The organism is Pseudomonas ovata (assembly GCF_003131185.1).
Classification (GTDB): Bacteria; Pseudomonadota; Gammaproteobacteria; order Pseudomonadales; family Pseudomonadaceae; genus Aquipseudomonas; species Aquipseudomonas ovata.
Window position 1 is genome coordinate 1 of the sequence record NZ_QFFU01000033.1, and the last position, 19662, is coordinate 19662.

General features: G+C 57.3%; 13 protein-coding genes, 1 tRNA gene and 5 pseudogenes. 14 read left to right on the forward strand and 5 right to left on the reverse strand.

Going from position 1 to position 19662, the window contains the following annotated elements; translation table 11 throughout:
• The 8 genes and pseudogenes from DGA31_RS27155 to DGA31_RS27190 form a co-directional block, all read left to right on the forward strand.
• Nucleotides 1–121, forward strand: a pseudogene (locus tag DGA31_RS27155) (benzoate 1,2-dioxygenase small subunit); the annotation flags it as partial.
• Nucleotides 122–131: 10 nt separating this feature from the next.
• Entirely contained in the window at nt 132–1145 is a 1014-nt protein-coding gene (gene benC / locus DGA31_RS27160) for a benzoate 1,2-dioxygenase electron transfer component BenC (RefSeq protein WP_109514616.1), read from the forward strand.
• Between the two features lie 27 nt (nt 1146–1172).
• Nucleotides 1173–1946: a 1,6-dihydroxycyclohexa-2,4-diene-1-carboxylate dehydrogenase gene (locus DGA31_RS27165; protein WP_109514617.1), complete on the forward strand. Its 774-nt coding sequence runs from the start codon at nt 1173–1175 to the stop codon at nt 1944–1946.
• Between the two features lie 58 nt (nt 1947–2004).
• On the forward strand, nt 2005–2931 hold the full coding sequence (gene catA / locus DGA31_RS27170) for a catechol 1,2-dioxygenase (RefSeq protein ID WP_109514653.1): 927 nt from the start codon (nt 2005–2007) through the stop codon (nt 2929–2931).
• A gap of 570 nt (nt 2932–3501) precedes the next feature.
• Nucleotides 3502–3951: pseudogene (locus DGA31_RS30970) on the forward strand (methyl-accepting chemotaxis protein); the annotation flags it as partial.
• Between the two features lie 245 nt (nt 3952–4196).
• Nucleotides 4197–5087, forward strand: coding sequence for an amidohydrolase family protein (locus DGA31_RS27180; protein WP_109514618.1), 891 nt, complete (start codon nt 4197–4199; stop codon nt 5085–5087).
• Nucleotides 5088–5138: 51 nt separating this feature from the next.
• Nucleotides 5139–6368: an MFS transporter gene (locus tag DGA31_RS27185; RefSeq protein ID WP_056837650.1), complete on the forward strand. Its 1230-nt coding sequence runs from the start codon at nt 5139–5141 to the stop codon at nt 6366–6368.
• A gap of 105 nt (nt 6369–6473) precedes the next feature.
• Nucleotides 6474–8084, forward strand: a complete 1611-nt coding sequence (locus DGA31_RS27190; RefSeq protein ID WP_109514619.1) for an amidohydrolase family protein — start codon at nt 6474–6476, stop codon at nt 8082–8084.
• A gap of 48 nt (nt 8085–8132) precedes the next feature.
• Here DGA31_RS27190 and DGA31_RS27195 read toward each other — a convergent pair whose 3' ends face one another.
• A complete protein-coding gene (locus DGA31_RS27195) occupies nt 8133–9758 on the reverse strand; it encodes an NADP-dependent glyceraldehyde-3-phosphate dehydrogenase (RefSeq protein ID WP_109514620.1) in 1626 nt (541 codons plus the stop codon).
• A gap of 161 nt (nt 9759–9919) precedes the next feature.
• Between DGA31_RS27195 and DGA31_RS27200 the strand changes: the two genes are divergently transcribed.
• Nucleotides 9920–9995 (forward strand) — tRNA-Asn (locus DGA31_RS27200).
• 193 nt (nt 9996–10188) lie between these two features.
• Nucleotides 10189–10467 (forward strand): annotated as a pseudogene (locus DGA31_RS27205) (ParA family protein); the annotation flags it as partial.
• Nucleotides 10468–10609: 142 nt separating this feature from the next.
• Here the strand turns inward: DGA31_RS27205 and DGA31_RS27210 are convergent.
• A complete protein-coding gene (locus tag DGA31_RS27210) occupies nt 10610–11482 on the reverse strand; it encodes an AraC family transcriptional regulator (protein WP_241509663.1) in 873 nt (290 codons plus the stop codon).
• 714 nt (nt 11483–12196) lie between these two features.
• Between DGA31_RS27210 and DGA31_RS27215 the strand changes: the two genes are divergently transcribed.
• Nucleotides 12197–13081 (forward strand): alpha/beta fold hydrolase, encoded by an 885-nt coding sequence (locus DGA31_RS27215; RefSeq protein ID WP_109514622.1) that lies wholly within the window; start codon nt 12197–12199, stop codon nt 13079–13081.
• A gap of 128 nt (nt 13082–13209) precedes the next feature.
• On the opposite strand, the pseudogene DGA31_RS27220 reads toward DGA31_RS27215, so the two are convergent.
• Nucleotides 13210–13585, reverse strand: a pseudogene (locus DGA31_RS27220) (hypothetical protein); the annotation flags it as partial.
• A 462-nt stretch (nt 13586–14047) separates the two neighbouring features.
• On the opposite strand from DGA31_RS27220, the gene DGA31_RS27225 reads away from it, so the two are divergent.
• The 3 genes from DGA31_RS27225 to DGA31_RS27235 all read left to right on the forward strand — a co-directional run bounded on the left by DGA31_RS27225 (nt 14048) and on the right by DGA31_RS27235 (nt 18125).
• A complete protein-coding gene (locus DGA31_RS27225) occupies nt 14048–15190 on the forward strand; it encodes an ornithine cyclodeaminase family protein (protein WP_109514623.1) in 1143 nt (380 codons plus the stop codon).
• Between the two features lie 189 nt (nt 15191–15379).
• Nucleotides 15380–16672 (forward strand): NAD(P)/FAD-dependent oxidoreductase, encoded by a 1293-nt coding sequence (locus DGA31_RS27230; RefSeq protein WP_109514624.1) that lies wholly within the window; start codon nt 15380–15382, stop codon nt 16670–16672.
• 46 nt (nt 16673–16718) lie between these two features.
• On the forward strand, nt 16719–18125 hold the full coding sequence (locus DGA31_RS27235) for an APC family permease (RefSeq protein WP_109514625.1): 1407 nt from the start codon (nt 16719–16721) through the stop codon (nt 18123–18125).
• Between the two features lie 154 nt (nt 18126–18279).
• Here the strand turns inward: DGA31_RS27235 and DGA31_RS30590 are convergent.
• Nucleotides 18280–18390 (reverse strand): annotated as a pseudogene (locus tag DGA31_RS30590) (IS30 family transposase); the annotation flags it as partial.
• A gap of 125 nt (nt 18391–18515) precedes the next feature.
• Nucleotides 18516–19637 carry an SMP-30/gluconolactonase/LRE family protein gene (locus tag DGA31_RS27245; protein WP_109514626.1) on the reverse strand — a complete coding sequence of 374 codons (1122 nt, stop codon included), beginning with the start codon at nt 19635–19637 and terminating at the stop codon, nt 18516–18518.
• Nucleotides 19638–19662 lie beyond the last annotated feature (25 nt).

Consider the following 19662-nt stretch of genomic DNA (forward strand, 5'->3'; position numbering starts at 1 on the left):
CCACTTCGGCACCAGCTTCTACACCCTGGACATCCGTGGCGAACAGCCGCTGATCAAGGCCAAGAAGGTGGTGCTCAAGAACGACTATGTGCGTCAGGTCATCGACGTCTATCACATCTGAAGGTGCACCCATGAGCTTTCATATCGCGCTCAATTTCGAAGACGGGGTGACCCGTTTTATCGAGGCCACTGGCAGCGAAACCGTCGCCGACGCGGCTTATCGCCAGGGCATCAATATTCCGCTGGACTGCCGCGACGGTGCCTGCGGCACCTGCAAGTGCTTTGCCGAGGCCGGCACCTACGACCTGGGCCAGGAATACATCGAGGATGCCCTGACCGAGGAAGAGGCCGAACAAGGTTATGTGCTGACCTGCCAGATGCGCGCCGCCAGCGATTGCGTGGTGCGCGTGCCGGCTTCATCGGATGTGTGCAAGACCCGGCAAGCGAGCTTCGATGCCGTTGTCAGTGACGTTCGCCCGCTGTCTGCCAGCACGATTGCGCTGTCGATCAAGGGCGACGCGCTGGCTCGCCTGGCATTCCTGCCGGGCCAGTACGTCAACCTGCAGATACCCGGCAGCGAGCAGACCCGCGCTTATTCGTTCAGCTCGCTGCAAAAGGGCGGCGAAGTCAGCTTTCTGGTGCGTAACGTGCCGGGCGGCCTGATGAGCCGTTACCTGACCGAGGCGGCCAGGGTTGGTGATGCCATTCGCCTGGCCGGTCCCCTGGGCAGCTTTTACCTGCGTGAGATCAAGCGACCGTTGCTGCTGCTGGCCGGCGGCACCGGCCTTGCGCCATTCACCGCGATGCTGGAAAAAATCGCCGGGCAGGGCAGTGCCCACCCGGTGCACCTGATCTACGGGGTCACCCACGACTTCGACCTGGTCGAGCTGGAAAAACTTGAAGCCTTTGCGGCACAGATTCCCGGTTTCACCTGGCGCGCCTGCGTGGCCAGCCCCGACAGCGCTCATCCGCACAAGGGCTATGTCACCCAGCACATCGAGCCGGGTCATCTCAACGACGGCGACGTGGACATCTACCTGTGTGGCCCGCCGCCAATGGTCGAGGCGGTCAGCGCCTACATGCGTGACCAGGGCCTGACACCGAGCAACTTCTACTTCGAGAAATTCGCGGCCAGCGCGGCCTGATTTCCATCCTTCTACAACGAGGTTGTCATGAGTACGAGATTTGCAGGCAAGGTGGTCGTGGTGACGGGGGCCGCGCAAGGTATCGGCCGCAGCGTGGCCGAACGTCTGGTGCAGGAAGGCGCGCAGGTCGTGGCCGTCGACCGTTCCGAACTGGTCTTTGAGGTCAGCGGTGCATTGGGTGACGAGCGGGTGCTGGCGCTGACGGCCGACCTTGAACAGTACGCCGACTGCAGCCGGGTCATGGCCGCCGCCGTCGAGCGCTTCGGGCGCCTGGACGTGCTGATCAACAACGTCGGCGGCACGATCTGGGCCAAGCCTTTCGAGCACTATGCCGAGCATGAGATCGAAGCCGAGGTGCGCCGCTCGCTGTTCCCGACCCTGTGGTGCTGTCATGCGGCCTTGCCGTGGATGATCAAGCAGGGCAAGGGGGCCATCGTCAACGTGTCGTCGATTGCCACCCGCAGCATCAATCGGGTGCCCTACGGCGCGGCAAAGGGCGGTGTGAATGCCTTGACCGCCTGCCTGGCCTTCGAAAATGCCGAGCGTGGCATTCGCGTCAACGCCACCGCCCCTGGCGGCACCGAGGCACCGCCACGGCGCATCCCGCGCAACAGTGCCGAGCAGAGTCCGGACGAGAAAGTCTGGTATCAGCAGATCGTCGACCAGACCCTGCACAGCAGCCCGATGAAACGCTACGGCACCATTGATGAGCAGGTCGGCCCGATCCTGTTCCTGGCCTCTGATGAAGCGGCCTATATCACGGGCGTGACCCTGCCGGTCGGCGGTGGCGACCTGGGTTGAGCCATTGGCGTAACGGCCGCTATCACAACGCTCCACAAGAACAAGACAGGTGAAGACCATGACCGTGAAGATTTCCCATACCCCGGCGCTGCAGGCATTCTTCGAAGAAGCGGCCGGCCTTGGTAACGATGACGGCAGTCCTCGGGTAAAAAGCATCGTGCTGCGGGTGTTGCAGGAACTGGCGAGCCTCATCGAGGACCTGGACATTACCGAAGACGAGTTCTGGAAAACCGTCGATTACCTCAACCGCCTGGGAGGTCGCAACGAGGCCGGCCTGCTGGTTGCAGGCCTTGGCATCGAGCATTTCCTCGACCTGTTGCAGGACGCCAAGGACGCGCAGACCGGCTTGACCGGCGGCACCCCGCGCACCATCGAAGGCCCGCTGTATGTCGCCGGCGCGCCGCTCAGTCAGGGCGAAGCCCGCCTGGATGACGGCGCTGAAAACGGCGTGGCCACGGTCATGTTTCTGGAGGGGCAGGTGTTCGACCCGGATGGCAAGCCGCTGGCGGGCGCAATCGTCGACCTGTGGCAAGCCAACACCCAGGGCACCTATTCGTTCTTCGATTCGAGCCAGTCGCCCTACAACCTGCGCCGGCGCATCGTCACTGATGCGCAGGGCCGTTACCGCGCGCGCTCCATCGTGCCGTCCGGCTACGGCTGCGATCCGCAAGGCCCGACCCAGGCGTGCCTGGACCTGCTCGGCCGCCACGGCCAGCGTCCGGCACATGTGCACTTTTTCATCTCGGCACCTGGCCATCGACACCTGACCACGCAGATCAACCTGTCGGGCGAGAAATACCTCTGGGACGACTTTGCCTACGCCACCCGTGATGGCCTGGTGGGTGAGGTGGTCTTTCTGGAGGATGGCGCGCGCGGCATCGAAGGCCGCTACGCCGAGTTGAAATTCGACTTCCAGTTACAGAAAGCCGTGGTGTCCGAGGCCGAGCAGCGCAGCGCCCGGCCACGGGCCTTGCAGGACGCCTGATCACGGCACCGATGCACTGTGTCCCTCCGGGCCCGCCTTTACAGGCCGGTCCGGTTTTTTGCGTTTCACCGTCCAATAACAATAACGAGACCACTCATGCACACACCCAACATACGTCTGCGTCTTGCCGCACTGGTCCAGGCCAGTGCACTGCTGGCTTGCCTCATGGCCGCTGTCTACCCCGACGCCCGCACAATCGGCCTGTCGATCAGCATCCTTGCGCTGCTGGCGGCCGGCTGGCTGTATCACTTCGACAAGGTCCGCACGGTCGAGGTGCGGGTCGACATTCCGGTCGAGTCTTTGCCACCACCGCCTGCGCTGCTGGTCGAGGCGGCGCGTGCGCCCGAGCCACTGCCGCTCGACCCGCGATTGCACAGCGGCCTGGCCGAACTGACCCTGGCCATCGGCGACACCGAACAGGACATGCGCCTGGCCAACCAGATGGCGCGCGAGGCGGGCGGCAAGGTCAGCGCCAGTGCCGAGAGCATTCAGGCCTCGGCCCGAATCCTCGGTGAGCTGGACCGCTCCATGGGCCAACTGGCGCATTCGTTCGACGAGCTCGGTGGTCAGTCGGTGCAGATCAGCGCACTGGTCGGTAGCATCCAGGACATTGCCCGGCAGACCAATCTGCTGGCCTTGAACGCCGCCATCGAAGCCGCCCGCGCGGGCGAGCATGGTCGCGGCTTTGCCGTGGTGGCCGATGAGGTACGTCACCTGTCACGCCGTGTGACCGACTCCAGCGCGCAGATCCATCAGATCGCGCAAAGCCTGGAGCGCACCGCCGATGAAGCACGTGGCGGTATTGATCAACTGGGTGCCTCGGCCCGCAGCGGTCTGGCGCAATCGGATCAAGCCTTGCAGTCGATGCAAAGCCTGCGCGAGGCGGCGGTGGCCAGGATGGAAATTGTCGAGCGGGTCATGGGGCGGCTGGTCGCTCAACGGGCGCTGACGGCGCAGGTTGAGGGCTTGTTGATCGACCCGGCTCCGGCCTCGACATTGTCACGCGCTCGAGGTTATTGAGCCATTAGCGGTGCCCATTAATCGAGCGTTGCGTAACCCGGCGCCTCCCTGCCCGGATCAGGGAGCGCGTACGGGCTTTGTAACCGCCTGAACAGGCAAGGTGCACGTCTCGGTTGGCGCAAGGATTGACATTCTTTGGCAGGCCATTCATCCTCTGTTTCAACTTGTTGGACAACCAACAACCAACAACTGCAAGAACAGCGGTTCAGCGCTTGAAGCGTGATGGACCCTCCAGAAGAGGACTTATGTCTCATCCCCCTGACAGTGCCGAATTGCCGCCACTGTGCGCAGCGCCCAAGCCGTCATTGAAAGCGCCATCCTTCAGGCTTCTGCCTGGAGCCTGCGATACCCATGCCCATGTGATCAGCGCCGATCACATTCGCTACCCATTCGTGGCCGACCGCAGCTACACCCCGGCACCGGCCCCTGAACAGGCGTACCTGCAGATGCTGCACGCCATGGGCATGCAGCGCGGTGTGTTGGTCCAGCCGAGCATCTACGGCACCGATAACCGCTACATGCTGGAGGTATTGGAACGTCATCAGGCCTGCTTGCGCGGTGTCGCTGTGGTCGACGACCAGGTCAGCGATGCGGTGCTTGAGCACATGCATCATCACGGGGTGCGCGGGGTGCGCATCAATGTGTTGTTTCGTGGTGGCGTGGACCTGGACCTGATGGAGCGCCTGGCTGCCCGGGTCGCCGAGTTCGGCTGGCATGTGCAGTTTCTGATCGATGTCCGGCACCTGGAAACGTTGCAGGCGCGCATGGCCAGGTTGCCGTGCCCTGTAGTCATTGATCATCTGGGGCATTTTCCCGCCCGCCTGGGTGTTCGGGAGCCGGGCTTTGCGTTGCTACGCCGCAACGTGGCCGAGCGTGGCTGGTGGGTCAAGCTGTCGGGCATTTACCGGCTGAGTGATGCGCCACCCGACTATGCCGACGCCGATGCCTTGGCACAGGCATTGATCGAGGTGGCGCCCGAGCGAATGGTATGGGGCAGCGACTGGCCCCATGTGGCCTTGCAGAGCACGCCTGATACGGGTGCCTTGCTGAACCGGCTGCCGCTGTGGGCGCCCGGTGAGCATCAACGCAAACAAATCCTGGTCGATAACCCGGCCGCCCTCTACGACTTCCGATAACAATAAAAGTGGCCGTTCGCCAATGACGAGCGGGCGGCGCGGAGAATAATAATGAGTTGGTTCAGCGAACTGAGTACGGTTGAAAAACGCACGTTCTATTCCGCTTTCGGCGGGTGGGCGCTGGATGCCCTGGACTTCATGGTCTTCACCTTTGTCATCGCCTCGTTGATGACCTTGTGGAACATCGACAAGGGCTCGGTCGGGCTGCTGAGTACCGTGACCTTGCTGTTTTCCGCCATTGGCGGCTGGGGCGCGGGGATCCTGGCCGACCGCTATGGACGGGTGCGTCTGTTGCAGATCAGCATCCTGTGGTTCTCGATCTGTACGGTGCTGATCGGCTTCGCGCAGAACTTCGAGCAACTGTTCGTCCTTCGCGCCCTGCAGGGGCTGGGCTTTGGCGGCGAGTGGGCCGTAGGCTCGGTGCTGATCGGCGAGATGGTGCGCGCCCAGCATCGCGGCAAGGCCGTGGGCATCGTGCAGAGCGGCTGGGCCGTGGGTTGGGGCGGGGCAGCATTGCTCTATACCGTAGCCTTCAGCGTATTGCCCGAAGACCTGGCGTGGCGCTCGTTGTTCTGGATCGGTGTCGTGCCGGCGCTGCTGGTGCTGTACATCCGCAAATATGTGCCAGAGCCGGAAGTCTTCCAGAATACCCAGAAACAGCAGCGCGAGTCGGGTGAGTCGGTGCCGTTCTGGCATATCTTCTCGCCGTCGCTGCTACGCGTCACCTTGCTGTCGGCGCTGTTGTGCATGGGCGTGCAGGGCGGTTACTACGCGATTACCACGTGGCTGCCGACCTACCTGAAGCTGGAAAAGGGACTGTCGGTGTTCGGCACCGGCAGCTACCTGATGGTGGTGATCCTGGGATCGTTCTGCGGCTACGTGTGCGGGGCTTTCCTGGCCGACCGGCTGGGGCGGCGTCCTAACTTCATTATTTTCGCGGTGTTGTCGGCCATCAGCGTGTTCTGCTACATGCAGCTGGAACTGACCAATACGCAAATGCTGATCCTGGGCTTCCCGCTGGGCTTCACCGCTTCGGGCATCTACAGCGGCATGGGGGCGTTTCTGACCGAGCTGTATCCATCGGCGGTGCGGGCCAACGGCCAGGCGTTTTCCTATAACTTTGGTCGGGCCGTTGGCGCGCTGTTCCCGGGGCTGGTGGGCTATATCAGTGCCAAGTACAGCCTGGGCACGGCCATTGCCATGTTTGCCGGCGGTGCGTATTGCCTGGTGTTGCTGGTCACCTGCTTCCTGCCGGAAACCAAGGGCAAGCAGTTGCACTGATCGCACGGCTCTTTGTTAAAGTAACGCCCACGCATCGTACGATCCGTGGGCGTCTGGGGCCTGCGGTTTGGCAACGGGCGCCCCGACTTTCGATGACAGAGCAGCATGACTATAAAAGCCATTGGCCGACGCGACCATTTTTCAATCGAGATCTCCCGCTACCTGGAAGGTGAGATTCGCGACGGTCGATTGCGCCCCGGCGACCGTATCCCGACCGAGACCCGCCTGGCCGAATCCTTTGCGGTCAGTCGCAATGTCGTGCGTGAAGCGGTGGCCCGGCTCAAGTCCTCAGGGCTGGTGATCAGTCGTCAGGGACTGGGCGCTTTCGTCGCCACGCAATCGAGCCAGAGCACGTTTCGCATCACCCAGGAAGAACTGGGCGACACGTCCAAACTGCGTCAACTGTACGAGCTGCGCCTGGACCTGGAGGTGGCGGCGGCGAGCATGGCCGCCAGGCGTCGATCGCTCAGCCAGTTGGCCAGTATTGCGGCCGCCCTCGACACCCTGCGCGCCGGAATCCACAGCGCCGAGTCCATTGTCGAGCACAGCCTGCAGTTCAAGCGCGCCATTGCCGATGCCACCGGCAACGAGTATTTCCGCAACTTCATTATTTTTCTGTGCGGCCATGTGTTCGAGGCGGCTTCGCTCGAGCGTCGCCTGGTCAGCGCCAGGGACCTGGGCGAGGTGCTGCTGGCCGAGCACCAGGCTGTCTTCGATGCCATCAAGCTGGGCGATCCTGACCTTGCCCGGCGCGCGACCTGGCAGCAGATCATCAACTCGGCCGAGCGCAACGGTTTGCGCGGCCTGCAAGGCTGGGAAGTCACGCGCATGAGTTCGCTGGGCGAGACCTATGCCCCGCAGTGCCCAGGCCCTGATCCGGCGCCGCGGACCCTGCCTCGGGCATTACCTGCCGGGGCCTGTGACTGTCATTTCCATGTGTTCGGTGACGAGCACGGCCAGCCCTTCACACCGCATCGCTCGTACACGCCACCGCCGGCCTCGCTGCAGGCCTTTCGCAAGGTGCAGCAGACGCTGGGCCTGAGCCGCGGCGTGATCGTGCAGCCAAGCGTGTACGGTGCGGACAACACCACCACCCTGACTGCACTGAAAGAGGCGGGCAGCGATTTTCGTGGCGTGGTGGTGATCGACGCCGATGCCGATCCTGGCGTGCTGCAGGAGATGCACCGGCTGGGCGTGCGAGGCGTGCGGGTGAACCTGATCTTCAAGAGTGGCGTGGAGGTATCGGATGTCGCTGCCCTGGCCGAAAAGGTGGCCGTGCTCGGCTGGCATCTGCAACTGCTGATCGACATCACCGAGTTCGCTGACCTGTATGAAACCGTGAAAAGCCTGCCGGTCGATGTGGTGATCGATCATATGGGTCATATGCCGACCAGCACCGGGCTTGAGCATCCGGGCTTCATGGACCTTGTACGTTTGCTGGAGGAGGGACGTGCCTGGGTGAAGCTCTCCGGGGCTTATCGCTTCACGGCCTGCAACGATCTTCCCTACGATGACGTGACCCCGTATGCCAGGGCGCTTATTGCGGCCAATCCGCAGCGGGTGCTGTGGGCCAGTGACTGGCCGCACCCGTGCATACCGGTGCCGATGCCCAATGATGCCGACCTGCTGGAGATGCTGTTCGACTGGACCGATAACGATGATGCGCTGATCAAGCAGATCCTGGTGGACAATCCGGCGCAGCTCTACGGATTCTGACCGGCAACACCGGCGGCCACCCGCCGGGCGCCGGTGTTGCCGTCTCACTCAGAAAATATAATCAGTGGTCAAAAAGCTCGACTCGCGATTACGAATGATCTCGCTGATCAGCGCCTTGTTGCCTTCCTGGAACTTGGTGGCCACCAGGGTCCGGATCGAAAACACCCGTAGCGCATCGTGGACCGAAAGGGTGCCTTCAGCGGAGTTCTTGCGCCCGTTGAACGGATACTGGTCCGGGCCGCGCTGGCACTGGGCATTGATATTGATGCGCCCGACCTGATTGGCAAAGGCGTCCACCAGCCGGCCTACCTGCGCCGAATCGTTGCCGAAAATACTCAGTTGCTGGCCAAAGTCGGAGTCCAGCACGTAGTCGATGACCGTCTGCAGGTCACGGTAGGCCACCACCGGCACCACAGGGCCAAACTGTTCCTCGTGATAGACGCGCATGTCGGCGGTCACCGGGTACAGCACGGCCGGGTAGAAGAAGTTCTCCAGTACCTCTGCGCCGCCTTCATTGACCACGCGAGCGCCTTTTTCCACGGCATCGGCCACCAGGCCTTGCAGGTAATCGGTCTTGCCCGGTTCCGGCAGCGGCGTCAGCGACACCCCTGGCTCCCACGGCATGCCGGGCTTGAGCTGTGCCAGCCGGGCCTGGAATTTTTCCAGGAACGGCTCGACCACCTCCTCATGCACGAACAGGATCTTCAGCGCCGTGCAGCGCTGGCCATTGAACGACAGGGCGCCGGTGACCGACTCGCTGACGGCATTGTCCAGGTCGACATCCGGCAGCACGATGCCAGGGTTCTTGGCATCCAGGCCCAGGGCGGCACGCAGGCGGTGCGGGCGGGGGTGCAGTTTCTTCAGGTCACTGGCGGCCTTGTTGGTGCCGATGAAGGCAAACACATCGATCTTGCCGGTGGCCATCAGGGCACTGACCGTCTCGCGGCCACGGCCGTAGATCACGTTGATCACACCGGCCGGAAAGCTGTCGCGGAAGGCTTCGAGCAACGGTCGAATCAGCAGCACGCCGAACTTGGCCGGCTTGAACACCACGGTGTTGCCCATGATCAGCGCCGGAATCAGCGTCGTGAAGGTTTCGTTGAGCGGGTAGTTGTACGGCCCCATGCACAAGGTCACGCCCAGCGGTACACGGCGGATCTGGCCCAGGGTGTCCTGTTCCAGCTCGAAACGGCTGGAGCGCCGGTCCAGCTCCTTGAGGGCATTGATGGTGTCGACGATGTAGTCGCAGGTGCGGTCGAACTCCTTTTCGGAGTCCTTGAGGTTCTTGCCGATCTCCCACATCAACAGCTTGACGACCGCCTCGCGCTGCTCGCGCATGCGCTTGAGGAACGTCTCGACGTGCTGGATACGCTCGACCACCCGCAGTGTCGGCCAGGCACCCTGGCCACGGTCATAGGCCCGCACGGCCGCATCCAGGGCGGTCATTGCGGTCTCGGCGTCCATCAGCGGCGTACTGCCCAGTATCACCGGCTCCAGCGTGTCTCCATGGCGCAAGCTGATCGGGCTGCGCACCGGGGCCAGGGCGCCTGGCCAGGACTCCAGAAGGCCATCGACCAGATACTCGCGCTGCTCGATGGCAGGGCCCGGGCGCCAGATGTCAGGAATCTGGTCGGCGTTGGGGAACAAGGAGTCAAGACGATTACCCTGTGGCATGAACTCACCTCACTGTGATGGGTTGGAAAGACGGCTTTGAACACACTACGCCACCTGCCATGACCGATGAAACCTGAGGTCGTTGATTCGCCTGGGTTTTTTTCGGTTTTTTTAGGGGCGGTGCTTGACTACCGTATTTAAATCAGTAAGATAGCCCTCATTCCGCGATAGCTCAGTTGGTAGAGCAAGTGACTGTTAATCACTGGGTCCCTGGTTCGAGTCCAGGTCGTGGAGCCAGATTTTATAGATGTAAATCAAGGTCTTGCGCAGCTTTCACCGAAAATGAGACCAAATGACAGCCTGTACGTCATTTGGTCCTCGGAATGAGAGTAGCGCAAGGCCTTGTTTTTTTACATCTGCTTACAAAGTCCTATCACCTGCCTTGACGTTTCATCGCCGTCTCTAATCACTCGATTTAGAGGCGTGCATCATGAAAACCGTATCCATCGTTTCAACCAAGGGCGGGCCGGGCAAAACCACGGTCACGGCCAATCTGGGCGCGTTCTGCGCCGACGCAAACATCCGAACCCTGCTGATCGACCTCGACACCCAGCCGTCCCTGTCGTCGTTCTACCGTCTCGACCATGAAGCGCCTGGCGGCATCTTCGAACTGATCGCGCACAACGAAACGCGGTTGGAGCAGATCGTCAGCCGCACGTGCATTCCCAACCTGTCGCTGATCCTCTCCAACGCCCCGTTCAACCTGCTCGGCAAGACGGCCGCGGCCTTCTCCATGGTGCATATCCTGCACACGAACTGTTTTCTGGGTGGCGCGGCGAATTTGATCGACGCTTGATTAAGAGCACGGGCTCTCATAATAGAGCCGAGTCATTAACACGAAGCAGATGGCTTTAATAGAACTGCATTCTGCTCACAAAGTCTTCCTTCAGGATACGGTTTTTATAGTCCAGCGGCGTTGCGCTGACCAGGTGTTTGAATTCCCTTAAGAAATGAGGTTGATCACTGAATCCCAAGTCAACTGCTAAATCGCTAAACCCAATATCATTATGATGAATTTTATAAATCGCAGACTGACAGCGAATGATTCGACAGAACATTTTTGGTGTCATTCCCAGGTCATTTTGAAATGAGCGCTGTAAAGTTCTAATGGTGTAGCCAGTGAGCGACTCCAGACGTTTGATGCCAATATTACCTTGGGCTTGGCAAATCATATTGACCACTGGAAGCGTCAGCTTTAATGATTTTCGCGGCGCGGTATTCGTCAAGAGAAAATGCTTGAGAAAAGTGAGTTGCGTGACAAAATTTTTCTCGCGCACGACCTGTTCAAATACACGTTCGGCATTCACACTAACATCAAGAAGGTCGAAAGAGCCTTCAATTAATTCCTCGGCAGAAAGATTTAAAAAATCAGGAATAACGCCAGGTGAAAATCGCACGCCAACATAGCGGCGCCCCTTGCAAAACTCCACGGAACCGGCTTGCAGCATTGTTCCGTGTACGCTCACTGAAGGATGGGTGTCATCACAGTCAAATAGTATATCAATACAGCCGTCCGGAACCGACAGCATGAAGGGCGAGAATGAGGGTGTTTCAAAACTGTAAAAATGTGAAATTAAAGGGCTGTCCGATATCGAAACTGAAAATGCTTTAGCGGCTTGCAACACAAACCAGGGTTGGTGGGAGTGCATGCTTAAATAGGGAGAAGCCAATAAAGAGACTGACATAACCTGCACCTGCTTGTGAAAACCATCACCTGAATCCATGCAGGTGTCGTGCCATATTCATGGGTTATAAAATTTGCAAATGTCGTAAAAATTCAATACTTAACAATATCAGCGCTCTAGGTTTGTCCAAACCGAAAAATCGCTACAGTGCCTGAGCTTAGCCACTAAGGGGGAACTCAAAACTGCCTGATTTTGGCAAGAAATCAGGCGTCCGAATGCTGATCCTCCGGTGAGGCAGGTCATCTTCGTCGATGCCGTGTACTCCGGCAAGCGCAAACAGATTCTTAAAGAGTTGTTCTTGATCAGGCTCGGTCAAGTGCCGCTCTAGAAGGGCTTGATTGCCTTGAGGCGAGCCGCATTGTCATAGGGTGCGGAGGCGGCCGTCAGGCCTGCTGGCTTGGAAAAGTGTCCAGAAAATGAGGATGGGAAGGTTATCTGGCAGGTGGTGATACATCGCAGCACCAACAAAAGGCTCTCCAGGTGGGGTGTTTTGTAACAGAGCCATGCTCAAGGTGGAGAGGCCGAGGGCCGGGTCGAGAATCCAGGGTGAGTGCTCATGCACCCGTGCAGTGCATCTTGTTCAAGGTCTATATCGTGTCCGGGGCAGGGGGTCTATTCAGAGTGATGCATCAATTACAGCGGATTTTCAGAAATAATTGAGTGATTGTGCTGCAGGCAGCAGCCAGCCGTGGAAAATTTTAAACGGGCGAAGCATTGTTTGGAAGAGCCGACTCGGGTTTAGGAGATCTCAACATGAAAACGATTAATGATGTGGCGGGTTCAAATTCTTATTCTGTTCAGGGCGTTACTGACAGGCGCGTGTTTAATTATATTGATACGGACCTGGGTCAACTTCATTACGCAGAGTGCGGTGCAGGTGATGCGATGATTTTATTGCATCAAACACCGCGCTCATTGGATGAATTCGCTGAAGTCCAACCGCTGTTAGCATCTCGTTGGCGGACCATCGCTATGGACATGTACGGTTTTGGGCAGTCTGCAAAGTTTTCCGCGCCACAGACGGTTGAACAATATGCGCAAGGTGTGTTGGCACTGGTGGATGCATTAAATATAGAGCGATTTTCTATTGTTGGGCATCACACTGGTATGTTTGTCGCTTCAGAGGTGGCGGCTATCGCTCCAGCGCGTGTGACCGCTGTAGTTCTGTCTGCTGGTGATGTTGTTGATGCCGCGTTTCGAGAGGCCATGGCGGCACTCGACGTAGATGTAGCCGAGACCAGAGAGGATGGCTCACACCTGATGGAGCTTTGGCGGAAACGTTTGAATCTATACCCATTCGGGCACCCTGATGTGTTAAATCGATTTATTCGGGATGCGCTGGCTCCGGGGGTAACTCCTTTAGAGGGGCATCTTGCGGTTGCAAGATATGACATGGAGAGTCGAATTGGCCTTGTCAAGGCGCCCGTGTTGGTTCTGGCCGCTACCGATGACCCCGTAACATACGCCCGGACTCAGATAGTCGTGGATGCTTATTGCAATTCATGCTTCGTGTCCTGCGCAGAAATAGAGGGAGGCGGAATACCGTTGATGGAATTAAAATCTAAAGAAGTCGCCGCTACTGTGTATCGTTTTTTTGATCAGCTTGAATATAATTTTGCAGGGGGGAAGTGTGAATGATTTCTTGTTGCAGGCGATGAGTGCAACCTGGTTATTAAAGTGACGCTGGAGCATCATTCCGTATGGCCATGGCGCTCTACATCCCTTTCCCAATAACGTCGATTGGGCATTGGAAGTTGAAGCGCTGTCAGCGATAGGCCATTGAGCGTTGCACTGAAACCCTCGATCACCAATGGTTGCCATCGCATCATTTATTGTCACCAGCCTCAGGTAGCCACTGGTTCGCTCCACCAACGTGACTACAGAGGAGGCGTTGGCCTTACCCTTGATCAGATTGCTTTTCCTCGTGCAATGCCCCGGCGTTTGAAGCGCTCGTTAACCGGCAATCGCTTTCTCATCAGTCGACACACTTGGTGGCGGGCCTGCACCTGCTGTTGGACCAGGATGGCCTAGTAACCATCAGAGGCATCTCGATTACGGCGCAGCTGTCGGCTGCTGCTTGAAAGCGAGATGGGGGATCAAGCCAGCAATGCTACGCAGGCTGAAGCCTTGGGCATGACCGATCTAATGTCGTAAAAATTCAATATTCCAGCAAATTATGACGTTAGGATTGTTTAAGACAGTAAGCTCGCCAGGGCAACCTGGTATCGTCCTGCGCCGGAAAAATCAATCAGGTCCGTTAGGGGGCCTTTCTTGAGCAGGATGGATCGGGTCGTGATGGAGAAGGCTTTGATTTGATTATGTGAGCCGAATGACCGCGTGGTGCGAAGGCGCCTGTCAGCCTTATCTGAATTGGTACTTGCCTAGTATGAGCAAGTGCACCGCGAAACGGGATGTGCAATTTGCATTTTTGAACGCGTGGATGACAAGCCGGTCTCGATTAGCGCGTGTGGGATATGTAACGCTGTGAGGCAGAGCAGGGGTTGGCTAAAAACACATAATTCATCAGGTCTCAGCCTGGAAGAAAAGCCGAGTCGATGGTCAGTTACGACCAAATACAACATAACAACAATGTGGGTAAGCGCGATGTCAAAGCATGATGCCAAGATCGATTTCATTTATCTCTCCGAGCAGGACATGATCAAAGCCGGAGTGATGGACATGGCTGAATGCGTGAACACCATGGAGCGCATGTTTATTCTGCTCCAGCAAGGTGATTATCGCATGGGCGGTGCGAATAATGATTCTCATGGCTCACAGATTACATTTCCCGCCGATTCGCCCTTTCCCGGCATGCCGAAGCCTACACCGGATCGTCGCTTAATGGCGATGCCCGCCTACTTGGGTGGCGACTTCCAGACCTGCGGTGTGAAATGGTACGGCTCTAACATCGCGAACCGCGATAAGGGTTTGCCACGTTCAATTTTGACGTTCATTTTAAACGATGTCGATACCGGTGCTCCACTGGCTTATATGTCAGCCAATCTGTTGTCAGCCTATCGAACCGGGGCGGTTCCTGGCGTAGGCGCTCGTCACTTGGGGCGAAAGAATTCAAAAGTTATTGGCTTATTAGGGCCGGGTGTCATGGGTAAAACATCCGTGACTGCTTTTATGTCGACATGCCCCGAAATTGACACCCTCAACATCAAAGGCCGCGGAGAAAAAAACCTAAACAGGTTTGTTGAGTGGGTTAATGAAGTCTTTCCTCACATCAGAAATGTCAATGTGGTCGATACGATTGAAGACGTGGTGCGCGGTGCTGACATCGTGACTTACTGTAACTCCGGTGATGTCGGCGATCCATCGACGTATCCCTTGGTGAAACGCGAGTGGGTCAAGCCGGGTGCTTTCCTTGCGATGCCTGCCTTTTGTCGCCTGGACGACGGTATGGAACAGGCAGATATACGAAAAGTGCTTGATAACACAGGACTTTACGATGCCTGGTATGCAGAGCTGCCTAAGCCGGCCCATAACCTGATCCCGTTAGTGGGTATGCGATTTATGGACATGGTCGGCGAAGGGAAACTTTCCCGCGAGGCGCTGGAGGACCTGGGTGACATCTGTGCTGGCATGACACCCGGGCGACAAAATGATGAAGAAATCATCATTTTGTCTGTGGGCGGTATGCCCGTTGAGGACGTGGCTTGGGCGACAATGGTCTACCGCAAGGCGCTTGAAAAAGACATTGGGGTCAAACTGAATCTATGGGAGGAGCCTGTCCTTCGTTAAAGACTATTCAAGGGCATCAGTCCGGCCACTGCGATTACATACCCACCCGTGGCCTCAGTCGAATACAAAAGGAGAGGGTGGAAGTTACAGCGTACCGTGGTGCATCAACTTTAAATAAAGTCAGCGTGAAGCCAGAGTAACGACCGTTGAGCGTGTCAGATACTCTCGCAGGCACCTCAGGAAATTGTCATGACGAAAACTCTCGAGTCCGTGAGGACTGCTGATCAGTTACCAACCTCCACCACAGTCGTCATTATCGGAGGTGGCATTATTGGTGTGACAGCGGCATTGACCTTGGCCGAGCGGAATATCCCCGTTGTCCTGTTGGAAAAAGGCCATATCGCTGGCGAACAATCCTCGCGAAATCTGGGATGGGTACGCAAGACTAATCGGCACGCTGATGATGTGCCATTAGCTCTGGCGGCAGATCGCCTATGGGCAGGTCTACCTGAGCGTGTGGGTCGCGAGGTGGGTTATCAGCAATCCGGTATTATGTTTCTTGCAGCAAATCAAGAGCATCTGGCATTACAGGAAAACTGGTTGAAGTCTGTGGAGTCTTTATCCTTGGACTCCAAAGTGCTTGGTGCACGCGAGGTTAATGAGCGTGTGCCCAGAGGCAAAGGTGAGTGGGCGGGGGCTCTCTACACACCTTCAGACGGCAAGGCAGAGCCCCATCTGGCCACCTCTGCGCTTGCACAAGCGGCCATCGAAAAAGGCGCTGTATTGATTCAGAACTGTGCCGTTAGAACGCTCTCAACGACGGGTGGGAAAGTTAGCGGTGTTGTGACCGAGCACGGTGAGATTCGCTGTGATCAAGTGTTATTAGCCGGTGGCGCTTGGTCGCGCCGCTTTCTGGGTAATGCTGGAGTGAGTTACCCAACGCTTCCTCTCATATGCTCGGTGCTTCGGACTGCCCCAATGGAGGGGCCAACTGATATTGCCGTTGGAGGCCCTGATTTTTCATTTCGAAAACACAGGGATGGTGGTTACATCATTACCCAGCGCGCGGCCTTGGACGCTAAACTCACCTTGGATCACTTATTAATTGGTCACCGGTACCTCAGTCTGCTTCGTGGACAAGGTTCCTTTTTACGCGTTTCTTTAGGCAAGCCTTTCCTCCAGGACCTTGCCCTCAAGCGCCGCTGGCGTGCAGACCAAACCTCACCGTTTGAGTGCGTTCGAACACTCGACCCGTCTGTCAATGAAAGCCTTATCCAGGAAGCCTTGAGCAACCTTCGCAAGGCCTGGCCGATTTTTGAAAACGCAAGTATTTCCGAAGTGTGGGCGGGGCAGATTGATATAACCCCAGACTCAAACCCTGTCATTGACCATATTCAGTCCATTCCCGGGCTGACGATTGCCACTGGCTTCTCAGGTCATGGTTTTGGTACCGGCCCCGCTGCCGGGCAACTGGCAGCAGACCTCGTATCCAATATGACGCCACTCGTTGACCCCGCTCCATACCGGTTTGATCGCCTCTGAAGTAATCGAGTATTGGCCCTTAAATAAAAATAAATGGACCCTACACATGAGCGAATCCAAGAATATATCCAGCGCCACTCTCACGGCCGCCAGTGCGAATCCGAAACGCGCCAAGAAGTTCGGATTGCTTACGATGATGTCAATCTGTATCGGCTTGGTTGTTGCTCAAGGCGCCATGATATCGACGGCACAGGGCGTTGGTTTTGGTGCCATGACGTTTCTGGCTGCCATGGTAGCGGCGCTGGCAATTTCACAATGTAATGCGATGAGTTTTGCCGAACTTTCTCTGATGTTTCCTCAAAAAGGAACACTGGCTACCTATACCCAGAAGGCAATAGGTCATGTGCCGGCTATTGTTGCCGTTTTTGCCGGTTACATTGTGGTCTCCGTGCTGGCGGTGCCGGTTGAGATGTTTATGATTGATATCATCCTGGCCAAACTGCTGCCCGGCTTCGTGCCGGACAAGACAATATCGCTGCTTATCCTGGTCGGGCTTACCCTGACTAATTTAATGGGGACAGACGTATTTGCGCGAATACAAAATCTGCTCGTTCTGGTCATGGTGAGTACAATCGCGCTGGTGTCATGTGTGGCTATCATGGGAGCCGTACAACCCCATCCAGCGTTAGCGGGTACACCCGTCGATTGGGGTTTTGCCCGCGTGACTGATTTCGGTTTTATCGGATTCATTGCACTGTCAATGTGGTGTTTTGTCGGCATCGAATACATTTGCTCGTTAATCAGCGAGGTCAAGGAGCCGCATAAAAATATTCCCCGGTCCATGCACCTTTCCTTGTTTGTAATATTTTTCCTGTTCGTCGGGTTTGGCTATGGTATAACCTTTTACATGGACTCTGAAACCTTGCTAAGTGCCAAGATGCCCTACGTTGACTTTATCATGGCTGTCTTTGGTAGCTCTACTGGCTTGGTGATTACAGCCGTCGTTGCACTGGCGGCGACCTCGAGTTCTGTCAATACCATATTGGCAGCTGTTCCAAGAATGATGCATGGGATGGCCGAGCAAGGGCAGTTGCTCCCGATGTTCAAAAAGGTGAATCGTTATAATGTGCCTTGGGTAGCCACCGCAGTACTTAGTGGTTCGATACTTATTCCTTATTTATTGCTTGATATTGACTCGATCATACTCTTTGTGATCGCGGCCAGCACCAGTTATCTTGTTGCTTACTTGATTGCACACCTGAATGTGATTGTCTTGCGTAAGCGGATGCCGGATCACGCACGTCCTTATCGCTCTCCGTTCTTCCCGGTACCGCAACTCTTTGCCATTGTCGCCATCCTGTACGTGGCTATCAATAATTCCCCCTCGCCGGAATTGACGACTTCGGTTTATGCGATTACTGGCGGCATGCTTTCGTTCATTACCCTCTGCAGTGTCATATGGGTTAAGTTTTATATGAAGCGGGGCATTTTCGAGCCTGATATGGACTCATAAAGCCGGGGAGCACCTCTAAAAACTACCTGCGTTGTCATCGCTGCGTTAAAAACAGGCTCAGAATGCTCATTTACAACGCGTAAACTCCGCTTCTTCGCCTGTTTTTGCCTTGCGCTGACTGCCTCGCCTACGTTTTTAGAGGCACCCCCGGGCGATTGATGTTCTCATTGCTACCGCGCTGCCAGGGGCTGTGCGGTTCACAGACGTAAATCGCCACCTTTGTTTTCTGGATCAATCTGGCATGTTTGACCCTCTCACGGACCTGGCCGTTGACCTTGACGGTCTCGACCAGGCTGTAGATTTTAGCGCTGGCGGTGGCGCCGTTGACGGTATCGCTGAACAGCCAGGCTTTGCGTCCGATGACAAACGATCGTAAAAGACACGCGGTTCTTACACCGCCAACGTCGCCCCACGCGTATTCACAAACAGTGAATAAACCGAGTGGCTGCTGGCCATGAACAGCCGATTCCCTTCGCGCCCCCCAAAGCACAGGTTCGCGCAGCGTTCTGGCAGCGAGATATGCCCGATGGCTTTGCCCTGCGGATTGAACACGCGCACGCCATCGAGTTTTTCCAGGTCGGCCCTGGCATCGCCATTGCCACCCCAGCCGCACCAGATGTTGCCCGCTTCGTCGCACTTGATGCCGTCGATCGCCGCGTAGTCCAGCCCCTCGATGTGCTTGCGACGTTCGCCCAGTGTGCCGTCGTCTTTCACAGTGATCGCCCAGATCAATCGATTGGGCTTGGCACGACCTTCGACGACAAACAGCGTTTTTTCATCGAGTGAAAAACACAGCCCGTTAGGACCATTGAGGTCGTCGATGACCCGGGTGACTTTCTGGGTCTCGCCGTCGATGCGGTAAACCGCGTGAGGTTGGACGGGGGTGATTTTGTGGCCTTCGTAGTTGTTGCCGGTCTGGAAGGGTGGGTCAGTGAACCAGATGGATCCGTCTTTTTTGCAGACGACATCGTTGGGCGAGTTGAAGGGCTTGCCGTCGAAGCTGTCGGCCAGCACGGTGATCGCGCCATTGTATTCGGTGCGTGTGATGCGGCGGCCTTCACGGGTTGTGGTCGAGCCTTCGCAGACGATCAGGCGCCCTTGGCGATCCCGGCACATGCCATTGGAGAAGTTGGCGTGTTCGCGGTACACCGAGAAGGTGTCGGTGATTTCGTCCCAGCGCATGATGCGATTGTTGGGGATGTCGCTGACCAGCAAATAGCGGCCATCGCCGACCCAGACCGGTCCTTCGGCCCAACGCATGCCGGTGGCCAGTTTTTCAACACTGGCGTTAAAGACACGCAACTCCAGGAAGCTGTCGTCGAGGACCTGAATCAGCGGATCCGGGTAGCGTTGACTCAAGGGCTCGGCCGCCTCGGAGAGTCGAGGCAGGGCAGCGCTGCCAACAGTCGCCAGGGTCGCGGAAACGGCGAGGGACTTCTTGAGAAAGTTGCGTCGGGTATTGCCCTCGGCCTGGTCAAGGTCTGCAGGCGCGGCGGACAGGAATGAGTTCATGTAGCGGTCTCCTTGGTCTTGTTTT

Excerpts from the sequence above, each read along its gene's own strand:
- DGA31_RS27185 (WP_056837650.1), top strand. The coding sequence starts at position 5,139 with ATGAGTTGGTTCAGCGAACTGAGTACGGTTGAAAAACGCACGTTCTAT.
- DGA31_RS27210 (WP_241509663.1), bottom strand. The coding sequence starts at position 11,482 with ATGGATTCAGGTGATGGTTTTCACAAGCAGGTGCAGGTTATGTCAGTC.
- DGA31_RS27230 (WP_109514624.1), top strand. The coding sequence starts at position 15,380 with ATGACGAAAACTCTCGAGTCCGTGAGGACTGCTGATCAGTTACCAACC.
- DGA31_RS27165 (WP_109514617.1), top strand. The coding sequence starts at position 1,173 with ATGAGTACGAGATTTGCAGGCAAGGTGGTCGTGGTGACGGGGGCCGCG.
- DGA31_RS27180 (WP_109514618.1), top strand. The coding sequence starts at position 4,197 with ATGTCTCATCCCCCTGACAGTGCCGAATTGCCGCCACTGTGCGCAGCG.
- benC (WP_109514616.1), top strand. The coding sequence starts at position 132 with ATGAGCTTTCATATCGCGCTCAATTTCGAAGACGGGGTGACCCGTTTT.
- DGA31_RS27215 (WP_109514622.1), top strand. The coding sequence starts at position 12,197 with ATGAAAACGATTAATGATGTGGCGGGTTCAAATTCTTATTCTGTTCAG.
- catA (WP_109514653.1), top strand. The coding sequence starts at position 2,005 with ATGACCGTGAAGATTTCCCATACCCCGGCGCTGCAGGCATTCTTCGAA.
- DGA31_RS27195 (WP_109514620.1), bottom strand. The coding sequence starts at position 9,758 with ATGCCACAGGGTAATCGTCTTGACTCCTTGTTCCCCAACGCCGACCAG.
- DGA31_RS27245 (WP_109514626.1), bottom strand. The coding sequence starts at position 19,637 with ATGAACTCATTCCTGTCCGCCGCGCCTGCAGACCTTGACCAGGCCGAG.
- DGA31_RS27225 (WP_109514623.1), top strand. The coding sequence starts at position 14,048 with ATGTCAAAGCATGATGCCAAGATCGATTTCATTTATCTCTCCGAGCAG.
- DGA31_RS27235 (WP_109514625.1), top strand. The coding sequence starts at position 16,719 with ATGAGCGAATCCAAGAATATATCCAGCGCCACTCTCACGGCCGCCAGT.
- DGA31_RS27190 (WP_109514619.1), top strand. The coding sequence starts at position 6,474 with ATGACTATAAAAGCCATTGGCCGACGCGACCATTTTTCAATCGAGATC.